Annotated in this window: 18 protein-coding genes, 1 tRNA gene and 1 pseudogene; 9 read left to right on the top strand and 11 right to left on the bottom strand. The window is 56.5% G+C overall.

Annotated features, from left to right (window positions below; translation table 11 throughout):
* Positions 1-45 precede the first annotated feature (45 nt).
* From IEX10_RS04275 to IEX10_RS04290, 4 genes and pseudogenes are all read left to right on the top strand, one after another.
* Positions 46-1,137 carry an ABC transporter ATP-binding protein gene (locus IEX10_RS04275; RefSeq protein WP_188671211.1) on the top strand — a complete coding sequence of 364 codons (1,092 nt, stop codon included), beginning with the start codon at positions 46-48 and terminating at the stop codon, positions 1,135-1,137.
* A 91-nt stretch (positions 1,138-1,228) separates the two neighbouring features.
* Positions 1,229-2,329, top strand: coding sequence for an extracellular solute-binding protein (locus tag IEX10_RS04280; protein ID WP_188671213.1), 1,101 nt, complete (start codon positions 1,229-1,231; stop codon positions 2,327-2,329).
* Between the two features lie 78 nt (positions 2,330-2,407).
* Positions 2,408-3,712, top strand: coding sequence for an ABC transporter permease (locus IEX10_RS04285; RefSeq protein WP_188671215.1), 1,305 nt, complete (start codon positions 2,408-2,410; stop codon positions 3,710-3,712).
* Positions 3,713-3,748: 36 nt separating this feature from the next.
* A pseudogene (locus IEX10_RS04290) lies at positions 3,749-4,570 on the top strand (ABC transporter permease); the annotation flags it as partial.
* 66 nt (positions 4,571-4,636) lie between these two features.
* On the opposite strand, the gene IEX10_RS04295 reads toward IEX10_RS04290, so the two are convergent.
* From IEX10_RS04295 to IEX10_RS04325, 7 genes are all read right to left on the bottom strand, one after another.
* Positions 4,637-5,575 (bottom strand): AEC family transporter, encoded by a 939-nt coding sequence (locus IEX10_RS04295; RefSeq protein ID WP_188671217.1) that lies wholly within the window; start codon positions 5,573-5,575, stop codon positions 4,637-4,639.
* Positions 5,576-5,588: 13 nt separating this feature from the next.
* The gene (locus tag IEX10_RS04300; protein WP_188671219.1) at positions 5,589-6,389 is read right to left on the bottom strand and encodes an MBL fold metallo-hydrolase; all 801 of its coding nucleotides are present in this window, start codon (positions 6,387-6,389) and stop codon (positions 5,589-5,591) included.
* The gene (locus IEX10_RS04305; RefSeq protein WP_188671221.1) at positions 6,389-7,189 is read right to left on the bottom strand and encodes a TatD family hydrolase; all 801 of its coding nucleotides are present in this window, start codon (positions 7,187-7,189) and stop codon (positions 6,389-6,391) included. Before IEX10_RS04305 ends, IEX10_RS04300 begins: the two co-directional genes overlap by 1 nt.
* 23 nt (positions 7,190-7,212) lie before the next feature.
* Positions 7,213-8,343 carry a DNA polymerase III subunit delta' gene (locus IEX10_RS04310; protein WP_188671222.1) on the bottom strand — a complete coding sequence of 377 codons (1,131 nt, stop codon included), beginning with the start codon at positions 8,341-8,343 and terminating at the stop codon, positions 7,213-7,215.
* Positions 8,331-8,954 (bottom strand): dTMP kinase, encoded by a 624-nt coding sequence (gene tmk / locus IEX10_RS04315; protein ID WP_188671224.1) that lies wholly within the window; start codon positions 8,952-8,954, stop codon positions 8,331-8,333. Before tmk ends, IEX10_RS04310 begins: the two co-directional genes overlap by 13 nt.
* Positions 8,955-10,082 carry a D-alanyl-D-alanine carboxypeptidase family protein gene (locus IEX10_RS04320; RefSeq protein WP_188671226.1) on the bottom strand — a complete coding sequence of 376 codons (1,128 nt, stop codon included), beginning with the start codon at positions 10,080-10,082 and terminating at the stop codon, positions 8,955-8,957. It abuts the gene before it with no gap.
* A gap of 122 nt (positions 10,083-10,204) precedes the next feature.
* Entirely contained in the window at positions 10,205-11,119 is a 915-nt protein-coding gene (locus tag IEX10_RS04325; protein WP_229678417.1) for an SPOR domain-containing protein, read from the bottom strand.
* Positions 11,120-11,381: 262 nt separating this feature from the next.
* Between IEX10_RS04325 and IEX10_RS04330 the strand changes: the two genes are divergently transcribed.
* The 3 genes from IEX10_RS04330 to IEX10_RS04340 all read left to right on the top strand — a co-directional run bounded on the left by IEX10_RS04330 (position 11,382) and on the right by IEX10_RS04340 (position 13,571).
* A tRNA-Ser gene (locus tag IEX10_RS04330) sits at positions 11,382-11,469 on the top strand.
* Between the two features lie 256 nt (positions 11,470-11,725).
* Positions 11,726-12,952 (top strand): hypothetical protein, encoded by a 1,227-nt coding sequence (locus tag IEX10_RS04335; protein ID WP_188671228.1) that lies wholly within the window; start codon positions 11,726-11,728, stop codon positions 12,950-12,952.
* A 154-nt stretch (positions 12,953-13,106) separates the two neighbouring features.
* Complete coding sequence (locus tag IEX10_RS04340) at positions 13,107-13,571, top strand: c-type cytochrome (RefSeq protein ID WP_188671230.1); 465 nt, start codon at positions 13,107-13,109, stop codon at positions 13,569-13,571.
* A 124-nt stretch (positions 13,572-13,695) separates the two neighbouring features.
* Here the strand turns inward: IEX10_RS04340 and IEX10_RS04345 are convergent, their stop codons facing one another.
* The 4 genes from IEX10_RS04345 to IEX10_RS04360 all read right to left on the bottom strand — a co-directional run bounded on the left by IEX10_RS04345 (position 13,696) and on the right by IEX10_RS04360 (position 16,962).
* The gene (locus IEX10_RS04345) at positions 13,696-14,220 is read right to left on the bottom strand and encodes a bactofilin family protein (RefSeq protein WP_188671232.1); all 525 of its coding nucleotides are present in this window, start codon (positions 14,218-14,220) and stop codon (positions 13,696-13,698) included.
* A complete protein-coding gene (locus IEX10_RS04350; RefSeq protein ID WP_229678418.1) occupies positions 14,210-15,550 on the bottom strand; it encodes a DUF5930 domain-containing protein in 1,341 nt (446 codons plus the stop codon). The genes IEX10_RS04345 and IEX10_RS04350 overlap by 11 nt, the downstream gene beginning before the upstream one ends.
* 141 nt (positions 15,551-15,691) lie before the next feature.
* Entirely contained in the window at positions 15,692-16,504 is an 813-nt protein-coding gene (locus tag IEX10_RS04355; protein ID WP_188671234.1) for a ferritin-like domain-containing protein, read from the bottom strand.
* A complete protein-coding gene (locus IEX10_RS04360; protein ID WP_188671236.1) occupies positions 16,501-16,962 on the bottom strand; it encodes a peroxiredoxin in 462 nt (153 codons plus the stop codon). The genes IEX10_RS04355 and IEX10_RS04360 overlap by 4 nt, the downstream gene beginning before the upstream one ends.
* A gap of 140 nt (positions 16,963-17,102) precedes the next feature.
* Here IEX10_RS04360 and IEX10_RS04365 point away from each other — a divergent pair, with 140 nt between their 5' ends.
* Positions 17,103-20,390, top strand: coding sequence for a YhdP family protein (locus IEX10_RS04365; protein WP_188671238.1), 3,288 nt, complete (start codon positions 17,103-17,105; stop codon positions 20,388-20,390).
* Positions 20,391-20,438: 48 nt separating this feature from the next.
* The gene (gene queA, locus IEX10_RS04370) at positions 20,439-21,497 is read left to right on the top strand and encodes a tRNA preQ1(34) S-adenosylmethionine ribosyltransferase-isomerase QueA (RefSeq protein ID WP_188671240.1); all 1,059 of its coding nucleotides are present in this window, start codon (positions 20,439-20,441) and stop codon (positions 21,495-21,497) included.
* Positions 21,498-21,512: the final 15 nt, after the last annotated feature.

Below are 21,512 nucleotides of genomic sequence, written 5' to 3' on the forward strand. Positions count from 1 at the left end.
TTAAAAACGGGTCTTCAGGCCTGAAAAGTCAACTGGGAGATAGTTTTGACTGCAAATTCGCACGACGACGCATTTGTCGTATTTGATCGCGTTCAAAAAAGCTATGACGGCGAGATACTTGTTGTAAAAGATCTCAATCTACAAATTGCAAAGGGTGAGTTTCTGACAATGCTCGGGCCGTCAGGGTCCGGCAAGACGACTTGTCTTATGATGCTCGCCGGATTTGAGACCGCCACAAGCGGGGACATCCGGTTGGGTGGCAGCCCGATTAACAATATACCGCCTCACAAGCGCGGCATTGGCATGGTGTTCCAGAATTACGCCTTGTTTCCGCATATGACCGTTGGTGAAAATCTGGCGTTCCCTCTGGAAGTCCGCAAAATGGGCAAATCCGAGCGGGAAGCCAAGGTGAAACGCGCCCTTGATATGGTTCAGATGGGTGAGTTCGCAGGGCGGCGTCCGGCGCAGCTTTCGGGCGGGCAGCAACAACGGATCGCTCTGGCGCGGGCGCTGGTATTTGATGCGGAACTTGTGTTGATGGATGAGCCGCTGGGTGCGCTTGATAAACAGCTGCGCGAGCACATGCAGTTTGAGATCAAACACATCCACGAAAATCTCGGCATCACCGTGGTTTACGTGACCCACGACCAATCCGAGGCGCTGACCATGTCAGACCGGATCGCCGTGTTCAACGATGGTGTGATCCAGCAACTGGCCCCGCCGGAAGATCTGTACGAGCGGCCGGAAAATTCCTTCTGCGCGCAATTTATCGGTGAAAACAACACTTTGATGGGCACAGTTGAGTCAGTTTCTGACGGCGTGGCTGCGATTACACTGGATGATGGTGCCAAAGTACGCGGGCTTGCCGTGAATTGCGGTGGCCCTGGCAGCCGGACTACCATGTCGCTGCGCCCTGAGCGGGTTTACGTGGGCGGCGAGGAAGGGCTTGTCACCACAGAGGCCGAGGTCAAGGAATTGATCTATCTCGGCGATCACATTCGCTGCCGTATGCATGTACACGGAAACGACGAATTTGTCGTCAAAGTGCCCAATGCGGCCGGACACACCCACCTTCAAGTGGGCGAGAAAACCATGATCAGCTGGGAAACAGCTGACTGCCGGGCGCTCGACGCCTAGGGACACAATTCCACAAACACCGACCGTTCAGCACCCGTGGACGGATGGGCCAACTATAGAACGGGTAAACTGTAAACAAGGAGAAGTTTCTATGAAAATGAAGTCAATCATTCTGAGCACGGCAGCCGGCGTTGTTGCCGCATCTGCAGCCGGCGCGAAAGACATGACTATCGTATCTTGGGGCGGTGCTTATTCTGCCTCTCAGGATGCGGCCTATCACCAGCCTTATATGAAGGCAAATTCTGACGTAAACATCATCAACGACGAAAGCTCCGCCGAAGCGGTGGCCAAACTGCGTGCGATGGCGGAAGCTGGCAACACAACTTGGGACGTTGTGGATGTTGTTGCATCCGATGCGATCCGTCTGTGTGACGAAGGTCTGGCGATGGAAATCGACGCGGACACCATGCTTGCGGACGCACCTGACGGGACCAAAGCCTCTGAAGATTTCGGCGACCTGCTGGTTTCCGAGTGTTTCATCCCGCAAATCGTATACTCCACAACATTCGCCTACCGCACTGACGTAGACGCATGGGGCGGCAAAGAGCCAAACAACATCTGTGACGTGTTTGATCTGGAAGCTTTCCCTGGCAAGCGTAGCCTTGAGAAGCGTCCAATCAACAACATGGAGTGGGCGCTGCTGTGCGACGGTGTCGACAAAGCTGACGTTTACGATGTTCTTGGCACTGAAGAAGGCCAACAGCAGGCGCTGAACAAGTTGGATTCCATCAAAAGCGAAGTGATCTGGTGGTCTGCCGGTGCCGATACGCCACAACTGCTGGCTGACGGCGAAGTTGTTATGGGGTCCACTTATAACGGTCGTCTGTTCTCTCTGATCGTTGAGCAGGAACAGCCTGTAAAAATGATGTGGGACGCGCAGGTGTTTGACCTTGACGGTTGGATCATTCCAGCAAACCTGAGCGACGAGCGTAAAGAAGCTGCTCTGGATTACATCATGTTCGCAACAGACACACAGCGTCTGGCCGATCAGGCGAAATACATCTCCTACGGTCCAGCCCGTGCATCTTCTGCGCCACTGGTAGGCAAGCACGAAGCTCTGGGTATCGACATGGCGCCACACATGCCAACCGATCCGGAAAACGCCAAGAACACGTTCCTTTATAACTACGAGTTCTGGGCCGATTACCGCGACGATATCGACGCTAAATTCCAGGCTTGGCTGGCTCAATAATATATAATTCAGGGCGGCTTTCGGGCCGCCCTGATGCCCTGAACCCGATGGTTTCAACAGGTGGACAGTACTAAGATCATGGCAAACACAGCAGACAGCTCCCAACAAATCGCCCATTCCGCGCCGGTCACAGGTCCGGTGTTGGGCAATGACGGACGCCCCCTTAAGGCCAGTCTCGCCAAAAGCTTGCGGCGCCAGAAATTGCGCGCGCTTGGCCTGATCGCCCCGCTGCTGATTTTTGTTCTTCTCACCTTCATAGCCCCGATTGCGGATATGTTATTCCGCTCGGTCGAAAATAATATCGTCGGGGATGTTCTGCCCCGCACGGTTGTCGCCCTGAAAGACTGGGACGCAACTACCGGTGAACTGCCCGATAACGCCACTTTCAAAGCGATGGCGCTGGATCTGAAAGAGGCGGTCGAGGACAAAAGCCACACGCGGCTCGGGTCTCGTCTGAACTATGAACAATCGGGTATTTCCAGCCTGTTCCGTCAAACGGGCCGCAAGGTCAAACGACTGGACGTGGAAGAGACCACGGATTTTGTCGCCGCCTTTGAAAAGATGAACAAAAAGTGGGTGGATGTCGAAAACTGGCAAACCATCAAAGCTTTCTCGGGCCGGTTTACCGATGGCTATTTCCTTGCTGCCGCCGACCTGACAAAGGGGCCGGAGGGCGTCGAGAGGGTTCCTGAAAACCAGCAGATTTACTATACGCTGCTGCTGCGCACGCTGAAAATGTCGATGATCATTACCATCAGCTGTATTCTGCTTGGCTATCCGATCGCTTTCCTGCTGGCCACATTACCGCTGCGCACATCCAACCTGCTGCTGATCCTTGTGCTGCTGCCGTTCTGGACCTCGCTTCTGGTGCGAACCTCTGCTTGGAAGGTTTTGCTGCAACAACAAGGCGTGATCAACGATACGCTGGTCTGGCTGGGTGTCGTGGCGGATAACGCGCGGCTGGAGCTGATCAACAACCAGACGGGCACGATCATTGCGATGACGCATATTCTGTTGCCCTTTATGATCCTGCCACTGTTCTCGGTGATGAAAACCATCCCGCCATCCTATGTACGGGCGGCCAAATCGCTGGGCGCGAACGACTGGACTGCCTTCTGGCGTGTGTATTTCCCGCAGTCTGTTCCGGGTATCGGGGCGGGGTCGATCCTTTGTTTCATCCTGTCCATCGGCTATTACATCACGCCGGAAATCGTGGGCGGCACCAAGGGCGTCTTTATTTCCAACCGGATCGCCTACCACATTTCGTCCAGCCTGAACTGGGGCCTTGCGGCCGCGCTTGGGACGTTGCTGCTGGTTGTGGTGCTCGGACTCTACTGGCTCTACGACAAGTTCGTGGGCATCGATAACGTGAAACTGGGGTAAGGTAATATGGCTCTTCCAATCTACGCATCACCGCTGCAACGGGCCTGGTACTATGGCTTTCGCACCATCTGCACGCTGATCTTCCTGTTCCTGATCGTACCGATCCTTGTGATCCTGCCGCTCAGCTTTAACGCAGAGGATTTCTTTACCTTTACGCCGGAAATGCTGCGGTTTGATCCAGAAGGGTATTCGCTGAAACACTACCGCGACTTCTTTTCCAACTCTGACTGGCAGAATGCGGTGGTGAACTCTCTGCGCATCGCGCCAATGGCAACGTTCCTGTCGGTGTCCTTTGGCACACTGGCGGCGATTGGCCTTAGTCAACCCCACGTGCCATTCCGCCGTGCAATCATGGCGATCCTGATTTCGCCGATGATTGTGCCGCTGATCATCTCGGCTGCGGGTATGTATTTCTTCTACTCCCGTATCGGTCTGCAAGGCACCTACTGGGGCGTTGTGATGGCCCACGCCGCCCTTGGCATTCCGTTTGTGATCATCACTGTCACCGCCACGCTGGTTGGTTTTGACAACAGCCTGACGCGCGCTGCTGCGAACATGGGGGCAGGGCCGGTGCGTACCTTCTTCCGTATCCAGATGCCGCTGATCCTGCCGGGCGTGATCTCTGGCGGCCTGTTCGCCTTCATCACGTCGTTCGACGAGGTTGTCGTGGTGCTGTTTGTCGGCTCTGCCGGTCAGAAGACCCTGCCGTGGCAGATGTTTACCGGCCTGCGGGAGCAGATCAGCCCGACTATTCTGGCGGTGGCCACGATCCTGATCGCGATCTCTATCGCGCTGCTGACTGTGGTTGAACTGCTGCGCCGCCGCTCTGAACGGTTGCGGGGCATGTCACCGGGTTAAACCGGATAGGACAGTTTTGGATTTAGGACGGGGCCGCTTTTGCAGGCCCCGTTTTTTTTGGCAAGGTCACAAGGCGCGCAGGATGACCAGCCAGATAGAGACACTAAACACCGCGCCAGCCGTGCCAAGCAGGATCGCACCGGCGGCGCTGCCCTTGGCGCGGTCGTACATATTGGCAAAGACATAGGCGTTTACACCCGGCGCCATAGCCGCTGTCAACACCACGACACGGGTGACTTCCGGTTCCAGACCAAACACCTGTGTCGCCATAAACAGTGCAATCAGGGGATGAACCACCAAGCGCAGGGTCAGCACATAAAAAGTTTCGCCGATGTTGGCGGACAGACCGTAGCGCACCAAAACAGCCCCAAGGCCAAACAGCGCAGCAGGCAGGGCGGCCCGTGCCATCATGTCCGTCGCAGCCCACAGGCCCTCGGGCAGCCACATGCCTGTCAGATTCACCGTAAAGCCAAGCGCCAGGCCAATCATCAGGGCGTTTTTAAACATCGCTTTAACCACAATTTTCGCAGTGGTTGGCAGGCTGCGCCCGTCCGCGCGCACCAGTTCAATCGTAGTGATCCCGAGCAAGTAGCAAAAGGGCGCATGGATCGCGACGATTGCCGTAATTGGCCCCAAAGCCTCGGCTCCGAAGGCCCGTTCCACGATGGGAAAGCCAAGCAGAACAGAATTGGCAAAGAGGGCGCAAAAGCCAAGAACTACGGCCTCTCCGGGGCGACGTTTGAAGATGAACACCGCACCAAGGCACCCCAAAGTAAAACAACTGATAGAGCCCGCGTAAAAACTGCCAAGCAGCCGGAATTGGAAAACCGCGGATAGGTCGAGTTTGGCAATCGCGCCGAACAGCAGGCAGGGGATTGCGAAGTTCTGGGTGAATTTCATCAGTGCGTCCGCGTATTCGTCGCGGAACAGATTGAAATATACGGCGCCATACCCCGCGCCGACAACCAAAAACACGGGGAGGACGACCGTAAAAACTTCTAACATTTGATCTTCTTCTTCAGGCAGAGAGCCTGATTTTCATCCCGTCAAAGGCGGGTGTTATATGGTCCGGTGTCTCTGCACACAGGGTCTCATAATCCAGATCCACGTGCATATTGGTCAGCACCGCCCGCTTGGGCGCTGCCCGCTTGATCCAGTCGAGCGTTTGGGACAGGTGGGAGTGGGTCGGATGGGGATCGCGGCGTAGGGCATCGACAACCCAGCATTCCAGATCCGCCACGGCCTCCCAAGCATTGCCGTTCATGGCTGACACATCCGGCAGGTAGGCCAGCAAGTCGTCGATGCGAAAGCCGTTCGCCTGAATCGGTCCGTGATCTACCAGAAACGGTGTGAAGGAGATCGCGCCGCCTTCGCCGTCGATTGTGACGGGGCCGGTCATGTCGTTCATTTCAAGGATCGGCTTGTATAGCGTGCCGGGCACCTGTTCAAAGGTGTAACCAAAACGTTGGCGCAGGGTGGTTTGCGTAGTCGCGTCGGCCCAGATTGGCAAACGTTTGCGCATGTTGAACACCACCATTCGCAGATCGTCGATCCCGTGGGTGTGATCCGCGTGATCGTGCGTGTAGATCACTGCATCAAGGGCGCTGACCTCGGCATCCAGAAGCTGGCGGCGCAGGTCCGGAGAGGTATCAATTAGAACGGTTGTCTTGCCGTCTTCGGTGATCCGCTCCACCAGCATGGAACAGCGTTGGCGGGCGTTCTTGGGGTTGGTTGGATCACATGCCCCCCAGTTGCCACCGATCCGTGGCACGCCGCCTGATGAACCGCAGCCCAATATTGTGAAGATGTATTCCGCCATCAGGCCGCTGCCTTATATTGGGCCGCCTTGGTAAACAGCCGATCGAAATTGGCCGTGGTTTGCGCTGCGAACTCTGCGTAATCGAGCCCGAACAGCTCTGCTCCGGTTTGGGCTGTGTGGGCGGTGTAGGCCGGTTCATTCCGTTTGCCGCGATAAGGCACAGGCGCAAGATAGGGCGCATCGGTTTCCACCAGCACACGGTCAAGCGGTACAGTCGAAAAAATATCCCGCAATTCCTGACTTTTCTTGAAGGTCGCAATGCCGGACATGGACAGATAGAACCCCAGATCAAGTGCCGCTTTGGCCAGTTCCATACTGGAGGAAAAGCAGTGCATCACGCAGCTATAAGCGCCGTTGCGGTATTCTTCAGTCAGGATTCGGGCCATATCGTCATCCGCCGCGCGGGCGTGTATGATCAGGGGCAGGCCGGTTTCCCGCGCCGCTGCAATATGGTTGCGCAGGCTGTCTTTCTGAATCTGTGCCGTATCGGCGGTATAGTGATAATCCAGACCGGTTTCCCCGATCCCGACCATCTTGGGGTGGCGAGTCAGCGCGATCAGTTGATCGGATGGCACCAGATCGTAATCCCCCGCGCTCATCGGGTGGATGCCGGCGGCATAAAACACGGAGTCATACGTTTCGGCAATCTCGCGCACCGCCGGTTCGTTCTCCAGCTTGGTGCAGATGGTGACCATTCGGGCCACCCCTGCATCGTGGGCGCGTTTGATAATCTCGTCTCGCTCGCCGTCGAAATCCGGAAAATCCAGATGGCAATGGCTGTCTACAATCTGTGGTGTCATGTGATCTGCCTATTGGCGTGCGATCAGGCGCGCGCCGCTTCGTCTAGTTTGAGCAACATATCAAGGATCACGCCGGAGGGGTCAAGGTTAACCGCACGGGCATGTCCGACACGGGCCGATAACGCCTGCGCGAGGTTGGCCCATTTACGGGCTGCCGCACAGTTCGGGGCCAGCTTGGCCAGCATCCGCGCCTCTTGGGGGGCGGCCTCGGTCCAGATCGCGGGTTGCAGGGCACCAAAGCGTGCAAGGCGGGTCAACAACAGGTCGATCAGCAGAACGGTGATGTCGTAGTTTTCAGCATTGGCCGCACCGCCGCATTTTTCCGCAATAGCGGTGGCCTGCCCGCGATCAAGTCCGGGCGCTTGCTCCATCAGCGCCACGAGTGCCGCATACCGCTGCGCGCCATCGCCGTGGGCCAATCGCAACGCGGCCCCGACCGAACCGCCAGACAGTTCCGCAATTGCCGGATCACTGCCGATCTCAAGCCCTGCCGCAGTCAGGGCTGTGGACTGATCCTGTGGCGACAAAGCGGTGCAGCGCAGGTCGCGACAACGTGACCGGATCGTGGGCAACAGACGGGCAGGTTGGTGGCTGACCAGCAGCAGAACCGTCTTTTCAGGGGGTTCTTCTAGGATTTTCAGCAAAGCGTTGGCCGCACTGACGTTCATCAAGTCGATGTCATCCACAATCGCCACACGCCAGCCACCATCCGTCGCCGAAAGCGCGAAAAAGCTTTTCAGCTTGCGCACCTCATCTACGGTGATCTCTTTCTTAAGGCGCGGTGGTTTTGCCTTATCATCCCACGGGCGGCGGCACAGAAACAGGCGCGGCTCCCCCAAAGACATGGCGCGACGCACCGCAGGATGGTTTGGATCGGCATCAAGGCTTTCGGGCGGGGGCGGCGCACCGAACATGCCGCCATCGTCTTCGGGCTGTGACAGCAGGAACCTGGCAATCCGCCACGCCAGCGTCGCCTTACCCACACCACGCGGGCCTGTCAGCATCCACGCATGGTGCATCCGACCCCCGTTATAGGCTGACAAAAACGCCTCCTCGGCGCTGTGCTGACCGACCAGAAGCCCGGTTTCGCGGGGATGGGGTGCACCTTCTGCGCGGTCCGGCTCGGGGATTTCCTCTGCGCTTAGGACAGCCATTGTTCTACCACGGACTGTATTTCACCTGACACCGACGCTGGCGATTGGTTGCCGTTGATCACATGGCAGCGGTCGGGAAACTGCTCCGCTAACCCCAGAAAACCGGCTCGCAGTTTTTCCTGAAAGCCAAGACCCATCTCTTCGAAACGGTCCTCGCCCGATTCGCGTGCCAATCCACGCCCGAGCGCGATTTCAGGGTCCATATCCACGATAAAGGTCAAATCCGGTTCCTGCCCGATCATCAGATCGTGCAACTGGTCCACAGTACCGCGCAAATCTGCCCGCGCCGCGCCTTGATAGACGCGGGTGCTGTCGGCGAACCGGTCGGATATCACCACTTTCCCCGCGCCAAGCGCAGGGCGGATGGTGCGTTCCAGATGGTCCCGTCGCGCGGCAGTGAACAAAAGGATTTCCGTTTCAGGCGACCAGCGCCCGGGATCGCCTTCCACCAGCAAACGGCGGATATCTTCGGCCCCGTCAGACCCACCCGGTTCACGGGTGTGAATGACATCGCGGCCGTAATCGCGCAGCAAAGTTGCCAGAAGGCGGGACTGGGTGGTTTTGCCAGACCCGTCAATGCCTTCAAATGTAATAAAAAAACCGCTGTTCACTTATCGTAATGCCCCTTGGAGCTTTTGCGCAGAGACCGTCAGACGCTTCATAAGACCGGCATATTGCACATCACTAGAAGCGTAAACAGGGTAGCTTTGGGACGGAAGGCCCGGAATTTCGATATTCAGCACGCCCAGTTCGGTTCCTTTGGCAACTGGTGCCTGTATCGGACCTTCGTAGGTGACGCTCATCTTGATCTCATCCCGCGAGGAATAGGGGATCAATGCGGAAATGTCATCGGCAACTTCCAGCCCGACAGTCGTCTCTGCGCCCAACCAGACTTCTGCTTGGGCGACGTTCTTTCCCGCTTTGAGAAGGGTCTCCTGCGTGAATTGGCGGAATGCCCAGTTCATCAGACGTTCGGCTTCACGGGCGCGCTCATCCGCGGTGTTCAGCCCCGAAATCATTAGGATCACGCGGCGGTCATCCTGACGGGCAGTCCCGACGAGCCCGTAGCCAGCTTCTTCGGTGTGGCCGGTTTTCAGCCCGTCCGCGCCGATCCCTTTGTCCAGCAGAGGGTTGCGGTTCTTTTGGGTAATGTCGGCCCAAGTGAACGATTCTTCAGCGAAATAGCCGTAGTATTCGGGAAATTGCGTCATCAGGCGGTTGGCCAGTGTGACAAGATCCCTTGCGCTCATCCGGTGGTTGGGATCAGGCCAGCCTGTTGCATTGGCAAAGGTGCTCTCGTTCATGCCGAGCTTTCGGGCGCGTGCAGTCATAATCCGTGCAAAATCCGCTTCCGAGCCAGCCAGATTTTCCGCAACTACGATACAGGCATCGTTGCCCGATTGCACAATAATGCCGCGTATCAGGTTCTCAACCGTGACCCTGCCGCCCTGTTTCACAAACATTTTAGAGCCGCCCTTTTGAGAGGCCTTCTGGGAAACGGTAAATTCAGTGTCGAGGTTCACCCGTCCGTCCTGAAGCGCTTCGAACAGCATATTAAGGGTCATCAACTTGGACATAGAGGCGGGAGGGATCGGAATATCCGCTTCCTTGGCCAACAATACTGTGCCACTGGCCTGATCCAGCACCAGTGCCGAACGTGCAATGGTGTCAAAAGCCGAGGCGGGCAGGGTAGTGGCCAGCCAGATTGCCGCCGCGCTGAGAAGATATTTAGGTCGCATGCCGCGCTCCGTTGGAACGAAACAGATGGGTTGCCCCGACCCTTGAAAAGGGTATCGGGGACCGGAACTGTTCGGGGTTACATTGTCTTACCGCTTAACGCTGACATCCATTCGGGAAGACGTCAACCGGACACCATGTAAGCATCGGCGAACCCTTGCCCTTTTACCATGTTGAGAAGTTGGCGCTGTTCACTGGCAGAGCTTGCAGGACCGGCGAGAACCCGCCAGAAATCCTTGCCATTGGTGGTGGATTTCACAATTTTCGCTGGAACGCCGTTCTTTTTCAGGCGGGCAACATTGGCTTTGGCATTGGATTCGAGGCTGAAAAAACCGATTTGCGCGTATTTTGCACCTTTAGCGGCTTTGGGTTTGGAAACCGGTTTGACTGCCGGTTTGGGCTGGGCTTCGGCCTTTTGGACGGATGCACGGGCCTTGGCCGCCAGATCGTCCTCTGCGGGGGCGTCCAGTGCCACCGCGGTTACGTTCTCCGTAACATTGGCTTCAACCTGTGCGTCGATTTCGGCGTTTTCGTTAATGGTTTCCTTGCGCAAGGCCGTAACCCGCAGCTTGGTCGGCGAACCGGCCTGAACACCAAGGGCTGCTGCGGCCTCGGAGGACAGTTGCAGGCTTGGGCCGGGATTGTCCCGTTCGCGGCGGAAAAGGGCACCCACGACAAACTTGCCGTTGCTTTCGTTGCGAATGATTACCCGCTCTGGCTGCTTGCTATCAGGGTGTGCGATCCAGACCCCGCCAAGTGACGGGCGGCCATCCCATAGAGCGTTCTCGTTCTTTTCAAAAACCTCTGGGGCTTCTACATCCCTTTCCACCAGCTTGATCGGCTTGCCCGATCCTGGCGTCACTTCGCCATCTGTTCCGGTGATTGCTGTATCCGTGTCTTTCTTGCCAAAGCCGAGGTTCATACCCTCAAGGCCGCCACCCTCACAGCCTGCAAGCGCCACGCCTGCCAGAAGTGCGAAAACCAGTTTGCTTTTGGAAGAAGAAAAATTACCGTTGCTCATGTTGCCTGTCCAGATCATCGTGCCTGTCTCCTTGGTCGCGAAATTTGCTTCACCGATCTGGCGCCGGTTCAAAGTCAAAGACCGCGAAGTGTTCCGCCTCGCCCCGCTGTCTCGCGGGTTTTGATCATACCCTAACCATAAAGCACTTTGTTATGGAAGCCTGTTAATCCGGCGGCACCCAGAAACCAGCAGCCTGTTGCCGACAAAAAAATGGGCTTGCAGTTTGGCGCGCGCGCAATTACGAAACCCAAAGCAAGCGACAAGCAGGCACCCGAAAAGCGGAGAGGTGGCAGAGTGGTCGAATGCGGCGGTCTTGAAAACCGTTGAGGTGAGAGCCTCCCAGGGTTCGAATCCCTGTCTCTCCGCCAGCCTGTGGTCCAGATCACCCGGAAAATAACTTACGGTTGTCACAGTTCAGCCATTGGTTGAACGGCCTGTCTGCGGGTGATTTCGCGCGAATTCGGGTAAAAATTGCGCTAGATTCGCCGAAAATTCGCATGTCTTAAACTTGAGAAATTAGGATGCTGCCCGATTTGTGACCTTTTTTGGCCCAAATTGAAAACTATCAAATCTGAACGACACGAATACCAATCGACACCGCACTTCGCAGGTTAAGGACAGTTTATGTTTGCCAACACGCCGGACAGGCCCTTCTATTCCTACGTTATCACACAATCTGCCCTTGTTCTGATCGTCCTCACTGCATCTTACTTGCTGACATTCCTAGCGTTTGAGCACTTTGGCCTGCATATCGACCGGATTTTGATGTCATTTGGCCTGATCCTTATGACGCAACTGCCCGTGGCGGCCATGTATGCCCGCACTGAGGAACAAGAGGTAGATGGCAATCGGGGCTGGTTGCTCGCGTTTGTGTTCGTATCTGTCACTTTTATGGGCGAAGCGGCCCTGCAACTGGCCAGTGGCCACCTGCTGGAGACGTGGGAGAAGTTTAACGGATTGGCTGCAGCGGCCCGTTTTGACACATTGGTCACGGCGGTCTGTGGTGTGCTGGCAGCGGTGCTGCTTTGCGTAACATTCTCCAAAATTGTGTTCCGACTGGCCGTCACATGCCATTTGCGCCAGTTTGCAAAAGATAGCGATCTTTCCGCAGAACCTGACGAATTGGCATCAGAAACCGGCGAACCGCATGGCGTATCGCGCAATCTGCATCGCCCCAAAGTATCGCAGGATTTTTCCGAATTCTTCCGTCGTGAACTGGTGGGCGCCAATATCGGCATCTTCGGTCTGGCGCTGGTGATGTTCGGGCCGGATTTTATGACTATTCTCAAAATCAGCATTCCCGCATCGCTGGTTTTCTCGGTGATTTGCGTGGCCAACCGGCTGGCGCGGTCTGAAACGCGCACGTCGATCTCGGCCCGCAGTCTCCATATCTCCCTTCAAATGCTGCCCCTGACTGTGACCTGCCTCATCCTGTTGGCACTGGGTGAACTGTACAGCGCTTATACCGCAACACTCGCGGCGGAAGTTTCGCCGCTTGAATTTGCAAGCGTCGCGGCGAGCGGTCTGGCGCGTAACACGGATGTTCTTTGGGGCGTTTCCGTTGACCTTGGTATGATCTTTGCCCTGTCGCTGGCAGCCAACACGTTGATGTTGGTGCTGTTTACACGGCTGATCCGCCCGCTCGTGCGTGGCGCGGTACCCGCCGCGATAACACCGCGGGTTGAAGCCCCGCGGACCAGCCCTGAAAGCCGCCTGTTGCAGATACCGGTTGCGCCGGACACCATCGGTTTCACCAAAGGCCGCGACGTTGCAGCGACTTTGAAATACCGTGAGACAGCAACAGAACGCCCAAAGCTCATGCTGCAAATGAACCGCGTGTCTGCAGCTTAAGCCTCCTTTGGGGCGCTAACTGTTCTTTAAAATCCATCGGCGGCGTCCGCGGTCCTGCGGCAGAATGGCCCCAAGGTGTAATTGCCCCTAGTTCTGTTTAACCGGAGTGCTAAGTTCACTTTCAGGTTAGCCGATCAGGGGAAAGGATATTCTGATGAAGTCAAACCGTATTTGGATTGCAGCCACAACAGCCAGTCTTGTTGCTTTGGGCGGGATTGCAACGGCGCAGGACACCACGACCGCTACAGCAACAACCACCCAATCTGCCACTGTTGCAGCGGACACAGAGATCGCCAAAGTCGTGATTGATGGCGATGCGAAAAAGGGCAAGCGGGTCTTTAATAAATGCAAGGCCTGTCACAAGCTTGAAGCCGGTAAGAACGGTGTCGGACCTTCGTTGGCCGGATTATTCGGTCGCCCTGCGGCAGAAGTAGAAGGGTTCCGGTATTCGGACGCGATGGTGAACTCCGGGATCGTCTGGACGCCTGAAACCTTGGCTGCATATCTGCAAAAACCGAAAGATTATGTGCCTGGAACGAAGATGACCTTTGCCGGTTTGAAGAAGGACAAGGACATCAACAATCTGCTCGCCTATCTGGCGGAAGAATTGCAGGACTAAGCGTAAACAACAGCTTTGCGTTAGTTACGATTTAATACAAAACAGCCGCCGGATGACTGTCCGGCGGCTGTTTTGTATTTTGGACGGGGCGGTCTATCACCCCGATCCGAAAGAAAATGCGCATTTAGCTGTTGGTCGGAGTGCCCGCAGCAGGTTTTGCAGCAGCAGCGCTACCGGCGTTCAGGGGGTCTTCCTGACGCTGTACGGACCCTTCGAAGTGGGCACCGCTTTCGATAGCGATTGTTTTGTGAATGATGTCGCCTTCGACCCGTGCAGAAGAGGTCAAACGCACCTTCAAGCCGCGTACACGACCGATAACACGACCGTTCACAACTACATCGTCGGCCATGATCTCGCCTTCGACTGTGGCGCCTTCACCGACCGTCAGCAGATGGGCGCGGATGTCGCCTTTGATCTTGCCTTCAATCTGGATGTCGCCGGTGGTTTGCAGGTTGCCCGTGATCGTCAGATCAGAGGACAGGGCAGACGCCGGAGGCTTGGCCTTTGGTGGAGTGGACGGTGCGGAAGCCGGTGTTGGCGGCGTCGCTGGTTTGGAAGGGGGTGTGGCAGGGGCCGCACCGGATGGTTTGTTTGCTTCTGCCGAGGGGGCCGGCTTGTTGGTCTCACTGATTTTGCTTTTAGAAAACATTTCTAGCTGCCTTCATATATTTAGAGGGGTTAACTGCAGTACCATTTATGCGCACCTCATAGTGAAGATGCACGCCGGTGGACCGGCCCGTGTTGCCCATATCACCAATTCGCTCACCGCGCGAGACCCTTTGACCGGACTTCACGCGAATTTTGCTCATATGGGCGTAATAAGTTTCAAATCCCCGCACATGGCGGATTTTGACGAGCTTTCCATAACCGCTTTGGCGCCCTGCAAAGGTAACGACCCCGTCGCCGGTGGCAAGGATCGCAGTCCCGCGTGCGCCGGCCATGTCATTGCCTTTGTGCATCCGGCGACCGCCGGTCTTGGGATCTCGGCGATACCCGAACCCCGAGGTATTGCGATAGCCGCCATCAACCGGAAAGGACAAGGGCAGCTTGGACACAGCCATTTTTGCCAGACCGACGCGATCCATCTTGTCCAGAATATCAACCGCGTCACGGGTCAGCTGGTTCGCAGAATCCCCTTTGGTCGATACGGACAGTGCGGTCAAAGGACCGCCTGTGCCTGAATGGGTGCGACGCATTTCATCCAGAATACTGTCGGTGTTGATGCCAGCGTTGCTAAGCGCTTTTTGAAGCGGGCCGAGCGTTACATCCACCGCCTGTTCCAGACGGGCGAAGATCCGTGCGGTTTGCTGTTCCTTCAGCTGATGGGCCAACGACATTTCGGACATCTGTGTGTAAAGTTCCTCAGCCGTGGTTTCCAGCTGGTCTCGTTGCTGAACCGTGGCCTCAAGCGCCCGCGCCATTGTCGTCAGGGTTTCTTCTGTATCGTTCGCGCTGCCAAGTTTGGTGCTAAGGCTACCTGTGACAGCCTGCATTTCCGCCATCACGCTGTCTGATTGCTTTTGCGCTTCGTCCCGTTCTTTAATCGCCACTTGCAGTTTCTTCTGCATGATCTTCAGTCCGGTCGCCAGTTCGCGGCGTTCTTCTTCGGCCTGTAACAATTCACTTTGTTGTTGGGAAATCTGCTCCAGCGCGATGTAAAACCTGTCCTGTGCGGTTTGCGCTTCAAGGGCGCGGGTGTCCCGTTCCTTGGACAACTCGTTCAAACGGGCTTCATAGGCGCGCTGCATCACCTGGGCTTGGGTTTTGTCCGAACGTGCACTGATCCGGTCGATCATCAGGGTAGAGGTGGCGATAACAGTCCAGCAAACGCCCACAGTAATGACTGCCCCAATCGCTGTTTGAAACAGCGGGGTCGCCCGAAAATAGCGGGTTGTGCGCTCTGTGCGCATGTAAATGCGCTGCTCGGGCACATGGCGTGCCAACAGCGCGTTCAGTTTTGCAAACGGTCCGTTCATCATTTTCCCTTAGCCTTTGTATTCTGGCACCCTTAGTCGGGACCGTTGCTCGGCTTGTTTCAGAACACCCCAGTGGTTTACAAAACCCTTTGGAAACAGGCAAGAATTTCTTGCCTGCTCCGCAGGTTTCCGCCAATCGGGGTGTCAGTCGCCTGCCATCGGCCAATAGAAATCCAACGGCAATCCAGCCTCGGCGCGCTTTTCATCGTTGAATGGAGGCTTCAGCCCGCCCGGAAAATACTGCTGCACAAGGCGGTGGAATTCGTCCTTAGGATCAATGTCATGGCGGCCGCACAAAAAGTGAAACCATTTGGAGCCATAGGCCACATGTCCGACTTCTTCGGCGTAGATCACTTCCAGCGCGGCAACGGTTTCGGCGTCTTTGGCGGATTTGAACTGCTGGATCATGCCGGGTGTCACATCCAGGCCGCGGGCCTCTAGCACCATTGGCACAATGGCCAGACGTCCCATGAAATCTGTCGCGGTTTCCTGCGCGGCGCGCCACATGCCTGCATGGGCGGCAAAGGCGCCGTAGTGACTGCCGAGCGCTTCAAGACGGTCGCATAACAGGTTGAAATGCTTACTTTCCTCATCCGCCGCTTTTACCCAATCGTCAAAATAGCCCATCGGCATTTTAACATGGGCAAACCGTGCGATAATGTCCCAATGCAGGTCTACAGCGTTCAGTTCGATATGGGCAATTGCATGAATTAATGTGTTGCGGCCCTCAACCGAACCCAGCTTGCGGCGCGGCACTTTGTTCGGGGGCAGCAATTCGGGTTCGTCGGGGCGGGCAGGGAAATCCGGCGGCTGGCTGTTGCCGATCTCCAAAGGGGTACCTGCCTCTTTCGCGGAAAACCAAAGGGCTGCGGCGGCGTGGCTTTTGGCCGTTTTCTCGCGCCCGTCAGCTGTGTTCAGGACCGAGCAGGCGAGTTCCGTCAGGGTTGGCTGACTCATAAGGTTTTAACCGCTTCAAGGACCGCATCCACATGGCCGGGCACTTTTACCTTACGCCAGATTTCACGGATCACACCATCTGCATCGATCAGGAATGTGGCTCGTTCGATTCCCATGAACTTTTTGCCGTACATATTCTTTTCAACCCAGACACCCATGTCTTCGCACAGGGTTCCGGATTCGTCGGACACCAGCGTCACGCCAAGTTTGTGCTTGGCGACAAATTTATCGTGGCTGGCAACGCTGTCTTTGGAGACCCCGATGATTGTGGCTCCGGCAGCATCAAATTCAGCGGCTTTTTCGCTAAATCCGATGCTTTCTTTGGTGCAACCCGGCGTATTGTCCCGCGGGTAGAAATACAGCACCACCGCGCGGTCCGCGCAATCTGCCAGAGACACCGTTCCGCCACCGTCCCGTGGCAGTGTAAACATAGGCGCTTTTTCACCGATTTCAGGCATTTATATCCCCGTTCGCAAAAACTTGTTAAACTGGCGCTGGTATCAGCGGCCTGGTCACGTAAATAGGGTGGGCGCGCAGAGATCAAGTGTGGAAAATAACCGCATGTCACTGTTGCCGATGAAAGACGAGCGGAGAGGCATTGATCTGGATTAGACATGTTCTGGTGGGCTGCATGGCCATGCTGATGGCGGGTATCGTCCTAACGGTGCTGTCTGTTGGCGTGGTGAGCGTGCTGTTGCGCAACGGACCGCTGGAGATCCCCATGGTGCAAACGCTGGTGCAGGAACGTCTGAATACGCAGATGGCGGGGGAAACCGTTCAAATTGGCGGTGTGTCCTTGTTGTCAGGCACGCAGGGCGTTGGCAACAGCATCCAGTTGCGCGATGTAGAGATCGCGGATGCACAAGGTCGGACATTGTTGGTGGTGCCCGAATTGCGCACGCGGTTTTCGCTGCTGTCTCTGTTACACGGTCGTGTCGCCCCCGAGGACATCGGGATCGTCGGTTCGCAACTTTCGCTAGAGCGGGCGGAGGACGGGACGATCACCCTGTTCGGAGACGGTGCGGGCTTGACCAAAGGGCTGGACGTTCTTGCGCTGCTTGACGGGCTACAGACACGGGTTGGCCTGCGCAGTTTAAAAAAGATCGAGCTGTTTGACACCGAAGTGACCTATCTTGATCGTGCGTCCGGTCGCTCTTGGGTGCTTGCCAATTCGACGCTGGCAATCACACGGGATGGTGATCGCCTGTCAGGCCGCGCCGAACTGGCCCTGAGCGAGGGCAAAGGGGGCGCGGTGGCCAATGACGCCACTTCCGAAAATGCTACGATGATTTTGAACGGGGATTACGTTCTTGGCTCCGAAGAAGCCACAGTGTCCTTCCAGTTTGCAAACGCAGCACCGTCGGAAATTGCTGATATTTTCCAAGCCTTTGACTGGCTGCGCAATCTGGAAACCACACTCAGCGGTTCCGTAAGGGCGAGCCTTTCGGGCAATGGCACCCTTGGCGATCTACACGGTGTTTTGCAACTGTCCGAAGGGGCTTTGGCGGAAACACCAGACAGTCAGCCGATCACCTTCACTCAGGCCAAAGTTTATTTTGAATACAACCACGAAAATGACGCTCTGAACCTGACGCAAGTGGATCTGGAAACCAGTTCCGGCGCATTGCAGGCAGCGGGTTTCGCCCAGATGCACCGCGGCGCAGAGGGGCGTGTGGATGCGTTGTCAGGGCAGTTGCGCTTGTCCGACATCAGCATCCAGCGCCCCGATCTTTTCGATCAGGATGTGGGCCTGTCTTCAGCGGCGCTCGATGCGCGGGTTTCCTTTGCTCCGCTCACGATCGAAGTGGGCCGCTTGGCGGTTTTTGACGGGGACACAACGATAAAGGTTAAGGGGAAATCCGTCGCTGGAGAGACCTACTGGGAAAACAGTTATGATGTGGATGTGAACCGGATCGGGCTTGAGCGGTTAAAACAGCTGTGGCCGAAACCGGTCGTCGATAAAACCCGTCGCTGGATTAACGAGAACGTGTCTGACGGGCGTATCGTGAACTTCGCAGGTGGCATGCGGTCTTACGACGGGGACTATGAATATGCCTTTAACTTCGGGGTAGAGGCCGCGAACTTCCGCTTCGTTAAAACCGTTCCGAATTTGCAGGAGGGCGCAGGCTTTGGGTATCTCACCCATCAAGATTTGCGACTGGACCTGAGCAGCGGATATGTTGTGGCACCGAACGGAACCGAGGTAGACGTAGCGGGATCGGGACTGTTTATTCCAGATATCCACCAGCGGCCGTCCCCTGGAGAAATCACCCTGAGCGCGAAGGGCGATGTGGGGGCAGCGCTTGGCCTTTTGAACGTGGAGAAGTTTCAGTTCCTCAACAAGGTTGGCCTATCCGAGGACGTAGCCGAAGGGCAGGCGGTGGTGCGTGGCACGTTCAAGCTGCCGCTTGATAAACACGCCAAGACCAGCGACGTGAAGATGGATTTGACCGCTCAGCTTGGCGGTGTGCATTCCGATACGTTGATAGAAGGAAAATCGTTAACAGCGGATGCTCTGGTGGCCCATGTCACCGATCAGGGCGTGACGCTTTCCGGTGATGTGAAGCTTGATGCGGTTCCGGTAACAGCCCGTTGGACTCAGGCCTTTGGTAAAGATGTTCCAAAGCAAAGCACTGTCACAGCCGCGTTCGATTTGTCGGACAGGAACCTGCGTGCACTTGGTATTCAGTTACCCGACGGCACTATCAGCGGGCAGGCGCGCGGGGCGATGGAAATAACCCTTAAGAAAGGCGCGGCGCCGTCTTTTGTGATGTCGTCGAACCTGCAAGGGGCGCGGTTGTCCATATCGGCGCTGAACTGGTCCAAAGCGGCTGCAACGTCGGGCAAGCTTGACATGACCGGACACTTGGGCGACCAGCCGCAAGTACATAGCATTGCGTTCAGTGCGCCGGGACTGTCGGCACAGGGAACGCTGGACCTGAACGCCGACGGCAGCTTGCGCCGCGCGCGATTTGGCAGTGTTTCGGTCGGGCGTTGGCTTGACACATCCGCAGTGCTGACACCGACGGGAAATGGCAGCTCTACAATCTCTGTGAACGGCGGGCGCGCCGATCTGCGCTACCTCGACGATGCGTCCGATGGCGGAAATTCCGGCGGAACTGGCAGTTCTACTATCAATCTGGCACTGGATCAGGTGCGGATCACCGACAGCCTGACGCTCAGCGCGTTTTCTGGAAAGTTGAACACAGCCAAAGGGCTTCGTGGCAGTTTTGTTGGACGGATCAATGGTGGCACGCGGGTGGATGGTCAGTTGTTCCCCCAAGAACACGGCACCGCGCTGGAGCTGACCAGCAAGGATGCAGGCGGGGTTCTGCAATCCGCCGGCTTACTGAAAAACGCGCGGGGCGGAGAATTGCGCCTTGTGTTGGTGCCCCGCTCCGGTGACGGGAATTACGATGGGAGCTTGAATGTTAAGCGCACGCGGCTGCGGGATGCGTCGGCAATGGCCGGTCTGTTGAACGCAATTTCTGTGGTGGGGCTTTTGCAGCAGCTGGAGGGGGAAGGCATCCATTTCAATACAGTAGAGGGTCAATTCAAGCTGCGCTCTAACGGGGTGAAACTGGAACGGATCAGCGCGGTTGGTCCGTCTATGGGAATGACGCTGGACGGTTGGTACGACACCGCCCGCAAATCGGTGAATTTTGAGGGCGTCGTCACGCCGCTTTATGCGGTGAACGGTATTTTTGAACGTTTGTTTGGCCCGCTCATGGGGCGGCGTAAGGGTGAAGGTATGTTCAGCTTCACCTACAAAATGCAAGGCGCCGCTGATGATCCCAAAGTGTCGGTTAACCCGCTGTCAATTCTGACACCGGGGGCCTTTCGTGAGATTTTCCGCACCAAACCACCGGCACCGCCTGCGCAATAGCACCAATAATGGTTGCACTCTGGCGCGGGTTTGGGCATGGGCAGGGCCATGAGACTCTCTGATTTTGATTTTGACCTGCCCGACAGCCTGATCGCCCTGCGACCGGCCAAACCGCGTCCATCCTCCCGCCTGCTGGTGGCTGAGGGGACGGAGCTGTCAGACCATCATTTCTTTGACCTGCCGTGCTTTTTACGCAGGGGCGACCGTCTGGTGCTGAATGATACCAAAGTCATCCCCGCGCGCCTGAACGGCAAGCGGCGGCGGATGTCCGATCAGGGGGAAACCTTTGCCGCTGTTGAGGTGACTTTGCTGTCGCTGGACGGGCAGGGGGACTGGATGGCGTTGGCCAAACCGGGGCGGCGCGTGCGCGAGGGTGAGGAGATCGTCTTTTCGCCGGAGCTGTCAGCGGAAGTACTGGAAAAGGGCGCGGACGGATTAAAGCTGCGGTTCTCTCTTTCGGGGGCGGATTTTGATGCCCAACTCGCAGCGCTTGGCGCGATGCCGTTGCCCCCCTATATCGCGGCGAAACGGGCGGCGGATGAACAGGATGTGCAGGACTACCAGACGGTATTTGCACAGAATTCCGGTGCCGTGGCAGCGCCCACCGCATCGTTGCACTTTGATCAGGGAATACTTGATGACTTGTCTGACATGGGGGTGGAATTCTCTAAGGTGACCCTGCATGTGGGGGCCGGAACCTTCCTTCCGGTAAAGACCGATGACGTGAGCGAACATAAAATGCACGCGGAATGGGGGAGGGTGGACGAACAGGCCGCCGCTGAAATAGCCAGCACCAAAGCACAGGGCGGACGGGTCATCCCCGTTGGCACAACTGCGCTACGCCTGTTGGAAACAGCCGCGCGGGACACGGGAGAGATCGCGCCTTGGGTCGGGGAGACCGACATCTTTATCAAACCGGGCTTTAAGTTCGCCGTCACCGACGGTTTGATCACGAATTTCCACCTTCCAAAGTCCACGTTGATGATGCTCGTCAGTGCGTTGATGGGGGTGGATGCGATCAAAAGCATATATGCCCACGCGATTAACGAAAAATATCGTTTTTTTTCCTATGGTGACAGCTCTCTTCTCTTGCCCAAGCAGCGGTAAGCTGCGCAAGGGGAC

Source organism: Neptunicoccus cionae (genome assembly GCF_014643735.1).
Lineage (GTDB): Bacteria > Pseudomonadota > Alphaproteobacteria > Rhodobacterales > Rhodobacteraceae > Amylibacter > Amylibacter cionae.